At 72.2% G+C, this 13,052-nt stretch carries 16 protein-coding genes; 8 read left to right on the plus strand and 8 right to left on the minus strand.

All coding sequences use genetic code 11. The features are described from left to right. The first annotated feature begins 4 nt into the window (after positions 1-4). The 3 genes from can to ABFC67_RS05480 all read left to right on the plus strand — a co-directional run bounded on the left by can (position 5) and on the right by ABFC67_RS05480 (position 2,538). Positions 5-670 carry a carbonate dehydratase gene (gene can, locus ABFC67_RS05470; protein ID WP_346737039.1) on the plus strand — a complete coding sequence of 222 codons (666 nt, stop codon included), beginning with the start codon at positions 5-7 and terminating at the stop codon, positions 668-670. A gap of 87 nt (positions 671-757) precedes the next feature. Next, a complete protein-coding gene (locus ABFC67_RS05475; RefSeq protein ID WP_346737040.1) occupies positions 758-2,110 on the plus strand; it encodes a hypothetical protein in 1,353 nt (450 codons plus the stop codon). Beyond that, entirely contained in the window at positions 2,107-2,538 is a 432-nt protein-coding gene (locus ABFC67_RS05480; RefSeq protein ID WP_346737041.1) for a Rid family hydrolase, read from the plus strand. Before ABFC67_RS05475 ends, ABFC67_RS05480 begins: the two co-directional genes overlap by 4 nt. A gap of 89 nt (positions 2,539-2,627) precedes the next feature. Here the strand turns inward: ABFC67_RS05480 and ABFC67_RS05485 are convergent, their stop codons facing one another. The 4 genes from ABFC67_RS05485 to ABFC67_RS05500 all read right to left on the minus strand — a co-directional run bounded on the left by ABFC67_RS05485 (position 2,628) and on the right by ABFC67_RS05500 (position 7,274). Beyond that, positions 2,628-2,882: a hypothetical protein gene (locus tag ABFC67_RS05485; protein WP_346737042.1), complete on the minus strand. Its 255-nt coding sequence runs from the start codon at positions 2,880-2,882 to the stop codon at positions 2,628-2,630. A 131-nt stretch (positions 2,883-3,013) separates the two neighbouring features. Continuing rightward, positions 3,014-3,805: an N-formylglutamate deformylase gene (gene hutG / locus ABFC67_RS05490; protein WP_346737043.1), complete on the minus strand. Its 792-nt coding sequence runs from the start codon at positions 3,803-3,805 to the stop codon at positions 3,014-3,016. Positions 3,806-3,852: 47 nt separating this feature from the next. After that, a complete protein-coding gene (locus ABFC67_RS05495; RefSeq protein ID WP_346737044.1) occupies positions 3,853-5,109 on the minus strand; it encodes an FAD-dependent oxidoreductase in 1,257 nt (418 codons plus the stop codon). Between the two features lie 41 nt (positions 5,110-5,150). Further along, positions 5,151-7,274, minus strand: a complete 2,124-nt coding sequence (locus tag ABFC67_RS05500) for a serine hydrolase domain-containing protein (RefSeq protein ID WP_346737045.1) — start codon at positions 7,272-7,274, stop codon at positions 5,151-5,153. 47 nt (positions 7,275-7,321) lie between these two features. On the opposite strand from ABFC67_RS05500, the gene ABFC67_RS05505 reads away from it, so the two are divergent. Beyond that, positions 7,322-7,645 carry a hypothetical protein gene (locus ABFC67_RS05505; RefSeq protein WP_346737046.1) on the plus strand — a complete coding sequence of 108 codons (324 nt, stop codon included), beginning with the start codon at positions 7,322-7,324 and terminating at the stop codon, positions 7,643-7,645. On the opposite strand, the gene ABFC67_RS05510 is transcribed toward ABFC67_RS05505, so the two are convergent. Then, positions 7,616-9,364, minus strand: a complete 1,749-nt coding sequence (locus tag ABFC67_RS05510) for a D-aminoacylase (RefSeq protein ID WP_346737047.1) — start codon at positions 9,362-9,364, stop codon at positions 7,616-7,618. The genes ABFC67_RS05505 and ABFC67_RS05510 overlap by 30 nt on opposite strands. A gap of 229 nt (positions 9,365-9,593) precedes the next feature. On the opposite strand from ABFC67_RS05510, the gene ABFC67_RS05515 reads away from it, so the two are divergent. The 4 genes from ABFC67_RS05515 (at position 9,594) to ABFC67_RS05530 (ending at position 11,533) form a co-directional block, all read left to right on the plus strand. Continuing rightward, entirely contained in the window at positions 9,594-10,088 is a 495-nt protein-coding gene (locus tag ABFC67_RS05515) for a C40 family peptidase (RefSeq protein WP_346737048.1), read from the plus strand. Between the two features lie 72 nt (positions 10,089-10,160). Then, a complete protein-coding gene (locus tag ABFC67_RS05520; protein WP_346737049.1) occupies positions 10,161-10,628 on the plus strand; it encodes a MarR family transcriptional regulator in 468 nt (155 codons plus the stop codon). Further along, a complete protein-coding gene (locus ABFC67_RS05525; RefSeq protein ID WP_346737050.1) occupies positions 10,625-11,050 on the plus strand; it encodes an organic hydroperoxide resistance protein in 426 nt (141 codons plus the stop codon). Before ABFC67_RS05520 ends, ABFC67_RS05525 begins: the two co-directional genes overlap by 4 nt. Before the next feature lie 90 nt (positions 11,051-11,140). Beyond that, a complete protein-coding gene (locus ABFC67_RS05530; RefSeq protein ID WP_346737051.1) occupies positions 11,141-11,533 on the plus strand; it encodes a DoxX family protein in 393 nt (130 codons plus the stop codon). Here ABFC67_RS05530 and ABFC67_RS05535 read toward each other — a convergent pair. From ABFC67_RS05535 to ABFC67_RS05545, 3 genes are all read right to left on the minus strand, one after another. Continuing rightward, complete coding sequence (locus tag ABFC67_RS05535; RefSeq protein ID WP_346737052.1) at positions 11,530-12,027, minus strand: GNAT family N-acetyltransferase; 498 nt, start codon at positions 12,025-12,027, stop codon at positions 11,530-11,532. The two genes, ABFC67_RS05530 and ABFC67_RS05535, sit on opposite strands and share 4 nt — an antisense overlap. Further along, entirely contained in the window at positions 11,999-12,490 is a 492-nt protein-coding gene (locus ABFC67_RS05540; RefSeq protein WP_346737053.1) for a peptidylprolyl isomerase, read from the minus strand. The genes ABFC67_RS05535 and ABFC67_RS05540 overlap by 29 nt, the downstream gene beginning before the upstream one ends. Positions 12,491-12,560: 70 nt before the next feature. After that, on the minus strand, positions 12,561-13,052 hold a 492-nt coding region (locus tag ABFC67_RS05545; protein WP_346737054.1), incomplete at its 5' end, for an MFS transporter.

Genomic DNA, 13,052 nt, shown 5'->3' on the forward strand with positions numbered 1-13,052 from the left:
CGGAATGTACTCACTCAGGGATCTGCTCGAGAACAACCGCCGCTGGTCGGAAGCCATCCGCGCGCAGGATCCGCAGTTCTTCAAGCGGCTGTCGCAACAGCAGGCGCCGAAGTACCTGTGGATCGGCTGCTCGGACTCGCGCGTGCCGGCCAACCAGATCATCGACATGGCACCGGGCGAGGTGTTCGTGCACCGCAACGTCGCCAACGTGGTGGTGCACACCGACCTCAATTGCCTCAGCACCATCCAGTTCGCGGTGGACGCGCTCAAGGTCGAACACATCATCGTGGTCGGCCACTACGGCTGCGGTGGCGTGCAGGCGGTGCTGGAACAGCGCCGCCTCGGCCTGATCGACAACTGGCTGCGCCACGTCGGCGACGTGATGCAGAAGCACGCCGGCGCGCTGGCCCCGCTGGAACTGGCGGCGTTGCGCCACGCGCGCCTGTGCGAGCTGAACGTGGTCGAGCAGGCGGCCAACGTCTGCCAGACCACGATCGTGCAGGACGCCTGGGGGCGCGGCCAGAAACTGGCCGTGCACGGCTGGTGCTACGGCCTGGCCGACGGACGCATCCGCGACCTCGGCATGAACGTGGCGCGGCCCGACGACCTGGCGGAGGTCTACGAGCGCACGCTGGAGCGGCTGGCCGCCCCGCCGGGACTTGCCGGCTGAGCGCGCCGTGCCCAGGCGCACTACGCGCCCGCCGGATTTTCGTGTAGACAGTCGCCAGGCAAACGCGGGAACGGGAGGATGCCGCCGATGCTGCGCAAGGTCGTGGTGGGCGCCGCCGTGGCGCTGTCGATATGGGCGCCGGGCGCGCCCGCACAGGCTTCGTCGCAGTCCGCATGGCTGGCGAAGCAACGGGCGGCGACGGCAAAATCCGAGGACATCCTGCACGAGGCGGAAAAGCGCGAGGGCCTGCTGGCGCAGTACCAGTACATGCTCGACGCCTACGTCTCCGGCAAGGACGAGGCATTCCTGCTGATCTTCGGCCAGTACGTGTCGTGGTACCAAACCTACATCGGCGCCTATGACGCTGCCCGCACCAGTTTCTCGATCCGGCAGCCCGCGGAAAAGGACGACAATCCGTCGCCGCTGGCGGATCCCGACTATGTCGCACAGCCCGCCACCGAGGCGATCGCCGCGCTGGCCAAGGACCGCAAGGCGGTGTTCTTCAACGAGGCGCACAACGCGCCGGTGACGCGCACGCTGACCGTGCAGATGCTGGCGAAGCTGCGCGCGGAAGGCTTCGACACCTTCGCCGCCGAAACGCTGTACGCGACCGACAAGGACCTCGCCAAGCGCGGCTACCCGACCGCCGACAGCGGCTTCTACACCGAAGAACCGATCTACGCCGAGATGGTGCGCACCGCGCTCAAGCTCGGTTACCGCGTGATCGCCTACGAGGCCGAGTCCGACGCCACCGGCGACGCGCGCGAGGCCGAGCAGGCGCGCAACCTCTACCAGCGCGCGTTCAAGGGCCATGCGGACGCGCGCCTGGTGGTCAACGCCGGCTACGCGCACATCGTGGAAAGCGGCGTCTACCTCGGCGGGCAGTCGATGGCGCAGCACTTCCGCAAGATTTCCGGCATCGACCCGCTGACCGTCGAACAGACCATGCTGATCGCGCATGACGCGCCGGACAAGGATCACCCTTACTACCGTGCGGTCGTGGACAAGCTGCACCCGACCGTGCCGCTGGCATTCGTGCGCAAGGATGGCACGCCGTGGTCATTGAAACCCGGCTACGACGTCAGCGTATTCTTCCCTGAGGACGTACTGCAGCGCGGTCGCCCGACCTGGCTGGCACTGGGCGGCCTGCGCTCCCCCTACTTCGTCTCAAGCGACATGTGCAACAAGAGCTTTCCATGCCTGGTCGAAGCGCGCTACGCCGACGAAGGCGACGACGCCATCCCGGCCGATCGCCTGGTGCTCAATCCGATCCCCCCGAATATCGCCGCGTCGGAACGTGCGCGCCGCACTCAAACCGAGCCGACGGGGGATCTGTACCTGCGTCCGGGCCGTTACAGGCTCACTGCCACGGGGATCGACAACCGCGTGCTGAGTCGCCAGGACATCACCATCCGCACCGACGGCGCATCGTCCCCATGAGCCCAACCGTCCGCACCGACAGCGCCCCCGCCCCGATCGGCGCCTACCCGCACGCGCGCCGCGTCGGCGACCTGCTGTTCCTGTCCGGCGTCGGCCCGCGCGTGCCGGGCAGCAACGCGATCCCCGGCAATGTCTACGACGACGGCGGCAAGCTGGTCCGCTACGACATCGAGGCGCAGTGCCGGCAGGTGTTCGCCAACGTGCGCGCAGTACTGCAAGCGAGCGGCGCGCGCTGGCAGGACCTGGTCGACGTGACTGTATTCCTCACCGACATGGCGCGCGACTTCGCCGCCTACAACCGCCTCTACGCCGAGCACTTCGCCGGCGTGGACGCCTGCCGCACCACGCTCGGCATCACCGCGCTGCCGACGCCGATCGCGATCGAGCTGAAGTGCGTCGCGTGGATGGGCGCGCGCCCGGTGCCGTAGCCGGGGCCGGCGCGTCCCGCGGCTCCTCGCGGACACGAAAAACCCCGGCCGGTCGCCCGGCCGGGGCCGATGCGGGCAACGGTCCGCGCTTACTGCTGGGCGCCGTCGGCCTTGGCCGGCTCGGCGGCCTTCTCCGTGCCCTTCTTGGCCGCGTGATGATGCTTGGCGTGATGCTTGTGCATCGCGGCCTTGTGCTCGGTCGCCGGCTTGGCGGCTTCCGGCGCAGTGGCCTGCCCGGTCGCCGTCGGCTGCGCCGGCTGGGCCTGCCCGTTGTCCTGCGCGAAGACGAAGCCGGAGAACGCAAGACCCGCGGCCAGCAGGGCCGAAATCGCGAACGTACGCATGGAGGTTCACCTCGTGGAATGGGTGCCGCGAACCCGGCCGGAACCCGGCGTCACGGGGGCGCGGTGGCGACAACTTGCGCTCGTGCCGTGATACCGAAGCTGAACGATCCGCGCGCGGCTCGAGGCGCGATTCAGCCCACGCCGGCAAAGGCGAGCGCGGCTTCCAGCAGGCGGCGGATCAGCGCCTGGGTCGGACCGGCGAGGTCGGCACGCCAGGCGAAGCTGTCCTCGTCCATGTAGTTCAACTGCGCCAGCTCGAGCTGCACGGCGTGCACGTCGTCGGCCGGCGCGCCGTAGCGGCGGGTGATGTAGCCGCCCTTGAAGCGGCCGTTGATCGCGAAGCTGTAGTGCCGCTGCGCGCCCAGCGCGTGCGCGAGCGCGGTTTGCAGCTCGGGCGCGCAGCTCGCGCCGTCGGCGGTGCCGAGGTTGAAATCGGGCAGTCGGCCGTCGAAGAACATCGGCACGACGCTGCGGATCGAATGCCCCTCCCACAGCACGACGCGGCCGTGTTCGGCCTTGAGCCGCGCCAGCTCGGCGACCAGTGCGGCGTGGTATGGGCGCCAGTACGCGTCGACCCGCGCGGCGATCCCGGCGGCGTCGGGCTCGTGGCCTTCGCGATAGACGGGCGCGCCGGCGAAAGTGACGGTGGGCACCAGCCCGGTCTCGCGGCGCCCCGGATACAGCGCGGCGCCGTCGGCCGGACGATTCAGATCGACCACGTAGCGCGACCAGTGCGGGCGCAGGATCGACGCGCCAAGCTCCTGCGCGAAGGCGTACAGCCGCGCCACGTGCCAGTCGGTATCGGGCACGCGTCGGGCGGCGGGCGTCATGCGCGCGGCGAGTTCGTCGGGCAGCGAGCTGCCGTCGTGCGGCAGGCTGACCAGCAGCGGCGCCGTGCCGCGGTGCAGGGCGAATGTGTCCATGCGCAAAGTCTAGCCGGAGCGGCAGGGCGGCGGCGCGGGGACCGCGCTCAAAGGCCGAAGCGCGCCGGCGCGTACGGCGCGGGATCGAGCGCCGGCGCGATGCCGCCGGCCAACGCCGCGACCAGCTCGCCGGTGGCCGCGGACATGCTGACGCCGAGCATGCCGTGGCCGGTGGCCAGCAGCAGGTTGGTCCAGCGCGCGCTGGGACCGACGATCGGCACCTCGTCGACGCTCATCGGCCGCCAGCCCCACCATTCCTCCTGCACCTGCGGTCCTTCCGGTTCGTGCAGGAACCCGGCCGCGCCGCGGCGCAGCGCGTCGAGGCGCACGCGGTTCAGCGTGGCGTCGTAGCCGGAAAACTCCATCGTGCTGCCGAGGCGGAAACCGGAGCCCCAGGCGGTGACGCACACGCTCGGCTCGCGCAGCACCAACGGCCGGCGCGGCGCCAAGGCCGGCCGCGAATAGGTGATCGAGTAGCCCTTGCCCGGCTGCATCGGCAGGCGCAGGTCGAGGCTGCGCGCGGTCAGCGGCGACCACGCGCCCAGCGCGAGCACCACGCGCGTGCCGACGAACTCGCCGCGCGAGCTGCGCACGGCGGCGATGCGCGAGCCATCGAAGGCAAAACCCTCTACGCGTGCGCCTTCATCGATCGCGCCGCCCAGCTCGCGTACGCGGCGCGCCAGCTCTGCCGCGTAGCGGTCCGGACGCAGGCGCGCGTCGCCGGGATGCAGGACGCCGCCGGCCACGCCCGGCTTCAGCGCCGGCTCCATCGCCAGCACCTCGTCGGCGCACTTGCGCTCGACGGCGATGCCGAGCCGCGCCAGCGCGTCCAGGTGCGACTGCTCCTGCGCGAACGCGCGCGCATCGCGGAACACGTACAGCGTGCCCTCGCGCGCGTACTCGCAGTCAAGGCCGTCGTCGGCGACCCATCGTTCCAGCAGCGCGCCCGAGCGTTCGAGGATCGCGGCGCGCGCTTCCGCGGCGCGCCAGAAGTCGCGCGGGTTGCAGCGCCCGGCGAAGCCGAGCAGCCAGCGGAAGCGCTCGAAGTCGGGGCGCGGGTTGACGTACAGCGGCGCGTCGCGCTTCAGCATCCAGCGCAGCGCCTTCATGGTCATGCCGGGCTCGTTCAGCGGCGGCGCATGGCTGGGGGTGATGGTGCCGCAGTTGCCGTGCGAGGCGCCGCAGCCGACGCTGCCCTGCTCGAGCACCCGCACCGTCGCGCCCGCTTTCAGCAGGTGGTAGGCACAGGCGAGTCCGATGACGCCGCCGCCGAGCACGAGGGCGTCGCTGCGCGTGGATGACATGCGCGCATTCTACGGCGCGCGGCGGCCGCCGTGCAGCGCGCTCAGCCCAGCGCCAGCGGCGCGAACAGCACGTTCCAGTGCGCCAGGCCGGCGACGGCGACCAGCATCGTCAGCACGACCGCGCTGTGGTGCAGCTTGCGCATGGCGCCCCAGCCGCGCGCGCGCCACACCGCCGGCATCTGCAACAGCGCGATCGCGCTGACGGCCGCGCACAGGTAGGCCAGCGCCACCGCCACGCGCAGCAGCGGCGTCGGATAGGCGTAGATCGCATCCGGGCCCATCGCCCCGAGCTGGGCCAGCGCGGCCGCGCCGGTCGCGATGAAGGCCAGCCACAGCAGCGCCGCCAGGATCACGATGAACGTCGCGCCGAACGGCCCGCGCGCGCTGCCGTGGATGCGCCGACCGCGGCGCGCCCACGCGGCCACCAGCGCGCCGATGCACAACAGCGCCAGCACGCCCAGCAGCAGCGCGAACTGCGACGGGTCGTCGAGCGGGCCGATGCGATCGAACACCGTATGGCCGTACGGGCTGACGAAACCGGAGATGCGCCCGCGCGCATCCTGCAGGAACACGAGGCGGTCGCCGCCCTCGGCCGCGCGGAAGGTAAGCGGCCCGTCCTGCACCCAGCGCGTGGGCTCGGCGCCGCCGCGGAGCACGAGCTGGCCGTCGCCGGCCAGGCCCACCGCCGCGGTGGCGCCGGCGGCGTCGAGCAGCTTCTCCAGCGTCGAGTAGTTGCGGCGTTCGGCGAGGTAGCGCCCGGCGAAACGCGCGTCGCCGCGCACAAAACCCCGCGCCGGCGGCAGCGCCGCCGGGCGCGCGTCGGCGAGAAAGCGCTCGAAGATCTGCCGCGGCAGTTCGGTGGCCAGCTCGCGGCCGGTGTCGGTGTTGGTGGAAACGAACACGCCGACGCCGGCATCCGGCAGCACGACCATGTCGGACTGGAACCACAGCGTCGCGCCGCCGTGTTCCAGGCTGAGATAGCGCCCGTAGGCATGGCGGAAGAAGCCGTGCGCGATGCCGGCCGCGTCCGGCGCATTGCGGAAATCGACGCCGGCCATCGCCGCGAAAGTCTGCGGACGCAGCACCGCGCGGCCGTCCAGCGCGCCGCCGTTCAGCAGCATGCGCATGTAGCGCGCCATGTCGGCGGCGCTGCTCGCCGCCGCGCCGGCCGGCGCGATCTGCGCGATGTGCTCGAACGGCTGCGGCGCGAAGCCGCCGTCGACGTAGCGGAAGCCGGTGCTGTAGGCGTGCGCCAGCGCCGCGCCGACCGCGCGCGGATCGTTCGCCGGCAGCGGTTCGCGGAACGTGGTGCGGGTCATGCCGAGCGGCGCCAGGACGTGCTGCTCGACGTAGGCGTCGAACGGCTGCCCGGACGCCTGCTGCACGATCGCGCCGAGCAGCGCGACCGCGTAGTTGGAATAGTCGGCGTGCACGCCCGGCGCGCGCACGCGCTGCGGGCGGTAGCGCGCGAGATAGTCGTCCAGCGTCGGTACCGGCGTGCCGGGCCGCGCGAACAGGTGGCCGAGCGCGCTGTCCTCGAAGCCGGCGGTGTGCGTCATCAGGTGCCGGACCTTGACCGGCGGGTAGCCGGCGTCGGGCAGGCGCAGCGCGGGCGGCAGGTAACGGTTGGCGTCGGCGTCGAGGTCGAGCCGGCCCTGCTCGACGAGCTGCATCGCGGCGATGTAGGTGAACGTCTTCGAGATCGAGCCGATGCGGAACAGCGTGGTCGCCGGGTCGACCGCGCGCGCCGGACGCTGCGCGGCGATGCCGTAACCGCGCTCGAGCAGCGTGCCGTTGCGATCGACCACCGCCACGGTGACGCCGGCGACGCCCTTCTCGCGCATATAGGCGCGCACGACGCCGTCGACGAAGGCGCCCAGCTCGGCAACCGGCAGCGCCGGCGCGATCGCGGGAGCCCCGGTCTGCGGCGGCGGCGCGGCCGTCTGCGCCGATGCCCCGGCCGCTGCCGGCGCGGCCGGCGGTTCGGCCCGCACGCCCGGCGACAGCGACAGCAACTGCAGCGCCAACCCCACCCCGAGCACCCGCCCCAGCACCCCGTGCATGCGCTTCCCCTTCACGTCACTTCCTGACCCGCTGTCGCCGGCCGCGGCGTTCGATTTGACCAGATCGGCCCAAAAGCGGCCAGCCGCGGCGGCGGCGCCCATGGCACCGTTCCTGCATGAATTTTCGCTACGTTACCGGAGGACTCGCCATGTCCGTGACCACCACCGAAACCGTCTTCGCCCTGCGCGCCCCCGGCTCCGGCTGGCTGGCGACGCTGATCTGCGCGCTGGACGAGGCCTCCCGCGACCCCGATTTCGACGAGTACCACCGCCGCCTGCTGGTGCAACTGCTGCGCGAGGGCGCGCCCGGCGCCGCGGTGGTCGCCGCCGCGCACCGGCGCATGGCCGAATTCGAGTCCGTCCTCGCCGATGGCCGCGACGCCCTGCCCGCATCCCCGGCCCTTCCGTCGGCGTCGGCGCCGCCGCCTGCGCGCCAGCGTCCCTCACTGAGCCTGGTCGGCGGCTCGCTCTGACCCCCAGCCGGTCCAGCCCGGGCCGCGCACCACGCGCCCCGGCAACGTGCCGGTCGGCCGGCCGTCGGCCAGCACCTGCTCCCCGTTGACGAACACGTCGCGCACGCCGGTGGCGTACTGGCGCGGCGCGGCGTAGGTGGCGCGGTCGGCGATCGTCGCCGGGTCGAACACCACGATGTCCGCGTAGTAGCCGGCGGCGAGGCGGCCGCGATCGCGCAACTTCAGATTCTCGGCGGGCAGCGCGGTCAGGCGGCGGATCGCATCGGGCAGGGTGTCGACGCTCTCGTCGCGCACGTAGTGGCCGAGAAAGCGCGCGACGTTGCCGTAGGCGCGCGGATGCGGCTGCGACTTCAGGAACACGCCCTCCGGCGCGTACGAGCCCTCGTCGGATCCGAGCGTGACCCAGGGCTGCTCGAGGCCGAGCTTCACGTTGGCCTCGTTCATCAGGAAGAACGCCGCGTCGATGCGGCTGTGGTCCTCGACGATCAGGTCGATGATGGTGTCCTCGGGACTCCTGTGGCGCATCGCCGCCACCTCGGCCAGGGTCTTGCCGGTGAGCGGCTTGAGCTTGTCGGTCCTGAAGCCGATCAGCAGGATGTTGTCGGCGCTGCCGGCGGCGACGCACAGGTTTTCCCAGCCCTTGCCCGGGCGGCGCATCTCGCGCACCAGCTTCCTGCGCACGTCCGGTTTCTGCAGGCGCGCGATCCACGCGTCCTGCCCGCCCGCCTGGATCGCCGGCGGCATGCAGGCATACAGGCCGGTCGCGCCGGCGGTGTAGGCGTACATGTTGGCGCTGACCGACAGGCCCTGCGCGCGCGCCTCCTCGATGCGCGCGATCGCCTCGCGCATCTTCGGCCAGTTCGCCTTGCCGGCGGCCTTGAGGTGGTAAGCCTCGGCGTGCACGCCGGCGGTGCGCGCGATCGCGATCAGCTCGTCGATGCCCTGCAGCAGCCGGTCGCCTTCGCTGCGCATGTGCGAGACGTAGGCGCCGCCGAACGGCGCGGCGGCCTGCGCCAGCGCCACCAGCTCGTCGGTCTTCGCGTAGGCGCCGGGCGCGTAGATCAGCGCGGAGCCGACGCCGAGCGCGCCCTCGCGCATCGCCGCGCGCACCACGTCCTGCATGCGCGCCAGTTCCTCGGCCGTGGGCGCACGGTCGGCGTTGCCCAGCTCGTGCTGGCGCACCGTGGTGGCGCCGACGAACGAGGCGATGTTGGGCGCGATGCCCTTCGCCGCCAGCGTGTCGAGAAATTCGCCCAACGAGGTCCAGGTGATCGGATAGCGGATGTCGCCCTGCTGGGCGGTCATCTCCTGCTTCATCGCGTCGGTCAGGGGACCGTACGACCAGCCTTCGCCGAACACTTCCAGCGTCACGCCCTGCTTGATGTCGGACAGCGAGCGGCCGTCGGCGATCAGCGCATCCGGCGCCCACGACAGCATGTTGACGAAGCCCGGCGCGACCGCCAGGCCGCTGGCATCGACCTCGCGCCGCGCCGCCGCCGCGTCGAGGTTGCCGACCATCGCGACGCGATCGCCGCGCACGCCGACGTCGGCGACCGCACCGGGCGCGCCGCTGCCGTCGTAGACCGTGCCGTGGCGGATGATCAGGTCGTAGACGGGCGCGCCCCGGGCCGGCGCGGCGGCCGTGGATCCGCGGGGCGGCTGAGCGGCACAGGCGCAGAGCAACAGGGCGAACGCGACGACGGTCGTTTTACGCAGCATGGTGATCCCTCCCCGGGACCGTCCGACTATCGCCAAGCCGCACCTGCGCGGCAAGCGACACAGGTCACGCTGCGACCAAAGCCGGTTGCGCTCCCCGCGCGCCCCGCTCGAGCCGGGCGCGCGGCGGCTTCACGTGCGGCGGCTGTGCCGCTACCCTCGGCGCATGCAGCACCGAGGATGTTTCCAGACCGAGCCCGCATCCGCGCGCTGCGCCGTCCGCCCGCAGTGGATGCGCGCCGACCCGCATCTCGGCGCACTGACGGCGATGGTGTTGGCGCTCGCGCTGGCCGCATGCTCCAGCGCACCGCGGCGCCCGGCGCCCGCGGCCGGTTCGTCGACGGCGGCTGCCGCCAACAGCGTGCTGTTCCGCGCGATCGGGCTGGTCGGCACGCCCTACCGTTACGGCGGCAACACCCCGAGCAGCGGCTTCGACTGCAGCGGGCTGGTCGACTACGTCTACCGCACCGAGGCCGATCTCGCACTACCACGCACCGCCCACGAGATCGGCGCGCTGGACGCGCCGCAGATCGGCCGCGGCGGCCTCGCGCCGGGCGACCTGGTGTTCTTCCACGGACGCGGCCGCCGCATCACCCACGTCGGCATCTACGTCGGCGAGGGACGCTTCGTGCATGCGCCCAATACCGGCGGCACCGTGCGCCTGGACGAACTCGACGGGCCGTACTGGCGCCAGCACTTCCTCTACGGCAAGCGCGTCCTCGACTGAGCCGCCGGCGAACCGCGCAGGCGATCGCGCCGGCCATTTGTATTGTGCACAACAAAGTTGTATAAGGCACATATGCCGGCCGCCGCCATGCCCTCGCCGCTGCACCTCGACCAGCAGTTGTGCTTCGCGCTGTACAACGCCTCGCGGGCGATGACGGCCGCGTACCGTCCGCTGCTGGAGCCGCTGGGGCTGACCTACCCGCAATACATCGCGATGCTGGCGCTGTGGCAGCGCGACCACGTCAGCGTGGGCGAACTCGGCGAGGCCCTGCTGCTGGACTCGGGCACGCTGACGCCGCTGCTCAAGCGCCTCGAGCAGGCCGGCCTGGTCAGCCGCCGGCGTCGGCGCAGCGACGAGCGCGAGGTGGAGATCGCGCTGACCGCGGCCGGGCGCGCGCTGCGTCGGCGCGCCGCGGGCATCCCCGAACGCATGCTGTGCCGCACCGGCATGGCGCCCGCGGACTTCATCCGCCTGCGCGACGCGCTCGGCGCGCTCGCCGCAAGGCTTTCCCCCCGTCCCCTCCAAGGAGCTACGCCATGAGCACCCAGATCCTGTACACCGCCACCGCCACCGCCCACGGCGGCCGCGAAGGCCACGTGCGTTCCAGCGACGGCCTGATCGACCTCGACCTCAAGCTGCCGAAGGAAATCGGCGGCCCCGGCGGCGCCGGCAGCAATCCCGAGCAGCTCTTCGCCGCCGCCTACGCGGCCTGCTTCGAGGGCGCGGTGCGCCTGGTGGCGCGCGAGAAGAAGGTCGCGCTGAAGGATGCCTCGGTCACCGCGCACGTCGGCGTCGGTCCGCGCCAGCCCAGCGGCTTCGGCATCGGCGTGCGGCTGGACGTCAGCCTGCCCGGCATCGACCGCGCCGTGGCGCAGGACCTGGCCGACACCGCGCACCGCGACATCTGCCCGTACTCGCACGCCACCCGCGGCAACGTGGACGTGCAGGTCAAGGTGGTCTGAGGCGAACCGTACCGGCACGCCGCGCCCCGAAGCGCGGCGTGCTGTAATGGGCCGGCGGGCGTCGGGGGACGCCATGAAGGGAGCGCCGCGATGAAAGACCTCACCGTACTGCTGGGCCGCATCGGTCTGGCGCTGATGTTCGTCGTGTTCGGCTGGGCCAAGCTGCACGACATGGCCGGCACCCAGGCCTACATGCAGTCGGCCGGCGTGTCCGGCGCGCTGTACCCGCTGGTGCTGCTGGCCGAGCTGGGCGGCGGCCTCGCCATCCTGACCGGCACGCTGACGCGCATCGCCGCGCCGCTGCTGGCGCTGTTCTGCCTGGCCAGCGCCTGCCTGTTCCACTACCCGCACATGGCCACCGACCCCGGCCAGGCGATCAACTTCTGGAAGAACGTCTCGATCGCCGGCGGCTTCCTGGTGCTGGCCGCACACGGCGCGGGCGCCTGGAGCGTCGACGGCTGGTGGGCCAGCCGCAAACGCTAGCCGGGCCCGACGCGCGAAGTCGATGCCGCGAGCACGGGGCGCGTCCAGCCGACGCGCCCCGCCGGCGGCTTCTCGCCGCGAATGCGCGCGCCCATGCGCTCGTAGAACGCGCGCGCCGGCGGGTGCGCGACGATCAGCACCTCGGCGAAACCACGCGCCGCGGCCTCATCCAGCATGTGCCGGAACAGCGCGGCGCCGACGCCGCTGCCCTGCTGCACATCGTCGACGAACAGGTAGTCCAGTTCCGCCTCGCCGGGGCGGCTGAGCAGGCTGTAGAAGCCGGCCAGGCGGCCGTCGCGTTCGGCGACGCGCACTACGTCGCGCGCGATCTGCTCGGGCGTGATCGCGACCGTCTCGACGATGCGCCGATACTCGCCCGCATAAGCCGAGGACCCGCGCACCAGCGCGGTCAGCGCCGCGCAATCGGCATCCCGCGCGGGCCGGATCCGCGGCGCGGCGCCGCGCTCAGGCGTGCGCGTGGCCGTCGGGGCCATGCGCGTGGCCGTGCGCGATCTCCTCGGCGGTGGCATCGCGCACCGCGGTGACCTCGACGTCGAAGCCAAGCGTCTTGCCGGCCAGCGGATGGTTGAGGTCGACGTCGACCGTGCTCATGCCCACCTTGTGCACGGTCACCGCGCGCTGGCCGCCTTCCTTCAGCGCCAGCACGGTGGTCACGCCGGGCTTGAGATGCTTCGCGTCGCGGAAGTACTTCTTCGGCACGCGCTGGATCATGCCTTCGCGACGCGCGCCGTAACCTTCCTCCGGCTGCACGCTGACCTGGAACTTGTCGCCCGCCTCGCGGCCGTCGATCGCCTTCTCGACGCCGGGGATCAACTGGCCGTGGCCGAGCAGCACGGTCAGCGGCTCGCCGCGTTCGCGCGAGCTGTCGACGGCGGTGCCGTCGGCGTCGGTCACCGTGTAGTGGAAGCTGACCACCTTGTCCTTCTCGGCCTTCATCGCTGTGTGCTCCGGGGCAAAGCCCGTCATGGTAGCGGCGGGCGCGGCGGGCGTCATCCGCCCGCGCGGCTCAGGACGCGGGTTCCGCAGCGCGCGCGCCGAAGCGCACGCCGCGCGCCTCCGGCCCCAGCCAGGTCACCGCGGCCAGCAGCACGGCGACGGCGGCGATCCACGCACCCAGCGCGAAGGCGTAGTCGCCGCCGCGCGCCTGCGCCAGCCAGGCCTGCAGGGTCGCGGTCAGCGCCGCCAGCAGGTTGCCGAGCTGGTAGGCGAAGCCGGGCAGCGTGCCGCGCACGTCGTCGGGCGCCAGTTCGTTGAGGTGGCTCGGCACCACGCCCCAGGCGCCCTGCACCATCACCTGGATCAGGAACGCGCCGGCACCGAGCAGCAGCACCGAGCCGCCGAACGCCCACAGCGGGATCGCCGGCAGCGCCAGCAGCGCGGCGGTGGCGATCGCGCGGCGCCGGCCCACCTGCTCCGACCACGCGCCGAACGCCAGCCCGCCGACCAGCGCGCCGAGGTTCAGCACCATCGTCAGCGCGCCGACCGTGGCCGTGTCGAA

Origin of the sequence: Mizugakiibacter sp., assembly GCF_039680435.1 — a bacterium.
In the GTDB taxonomy this organism is placed as follows: Bacteria; Pseudomonadota; Gammaproteobacteria; order Xanthomonadales; family Rhodanobacteraceae; genus Mizugakiibacter.

Excerpts from the sequence above, each read along its gene's own strand:
- can (WP_346737039.1), top strand. The coding sequence starts at position 5 with ATGTACTCACTCAGGGATCTGCTCGAGAACAACCGCCGCTGGTCGGAA.
- ABFC67_RS05475 (WP_346737040.1), top strand. The coding sequence starts at position 758 with ATGCTGCGCAAGGTCGTGGTGGGCGCCGCCGTGGCGCTGTCGATATGG.
- ABFC67_RS05480 (WP_346737041.1), top strand. The coding sequence starts at position 2,107 with ATGAGCCCAACCGTCCGCACCGACAGCGCCCCCGCCCCGATCGGCGCC.
- ABFC67_RS05485 (WP_346737042.1), bottom strand. The coding sequence starts at position 2,882 with ATGCGTACGTTCGCGATTTCGGCCCTGCTGGCCGCGGGTCTTGCGTTC.
- hutG (WP_346737043.1), bottom strand. The coding sequence starts at position 3,805 with ATGGACACATTCGCCCTGCACCGCGGCACGGCGCCGCTGCTGGTCAGC.
- ABFC67_RS05495 (WP_346737044.1), bottom strand. The coding sequence starts at position 5,109 with ATGTCATCCACGCGCAGCGACGCCCTCGTGCTCGGCGGCGGCGTCATC.
- ABFC67_RS05500 (WP_346737045.1), bottom strand. The coding sequence starts at position 7,274 with ATGGGCGCCGCCGCCGCGGCTGGCCGCTTTTGGGCCGATCTGGTCAAA.
- ABFC67_RS05505 (WP_346737046.1), top strand. The coding sequence starts at position 7,322 with ATGTCCGTGACCACCACCGAAACCGTCTTCGCCCTGCGCGCCCCCGGC.
- ABFC67_RS05510 (WP_346737047.1), bottom strand. The coding sequence starts at position 9,364 with ATGCTGCGTAAAACGACCGTCGTCGCGTTCGCCCTGTTGCTCTGCGCC.
- ABFC67_RS05515 (WP_346737048.1), top strand. The coding sequence starts at position 9,594 with ATGCGCGCCGACCCGCATCTCGGCGCACTGACGGCGATGGTGTTGGCG.
- ABFC67_RS05520 (WP_346737049.1), top strand. The coding sequence starts at position 10,161 with ATGCCGGCCGCCGCCATGCCCTCGCCGCTGCACCTCGACCAGCAGTTG.
- ABFC67_RS05525 (WP_346737050.1), top strand. The coding sequence starts at position 10,625 with ATGAGCACCCAGATCCTGTACACCGCCACCGCCACCGCCCACGGCGGC.
- ABFC67_RS05530 (WP_346737051.1), top strand. The coding sequence starts at position 11,141 with ATGAAAGACCTCACCGTACTGCTGGGCCGCATCGGTCTGGCGCTGATG.
- ABFC67_RS05535 (WP_346737052.1), bottom strand. The coding sequence starts at position 12,027 with ATGGCCCCGACGGCCACGCGCACGCCTGAGCGCGGCGCCGCGCCGCGG.
- ABFC67_RS05540 (WP_346737053.1), bottom strand. The coding sequence starts at position 12,490 with ATGAAGGCCGAGAAGGACAAGGTGGTCAGCTTCCACTACACGGTGACC.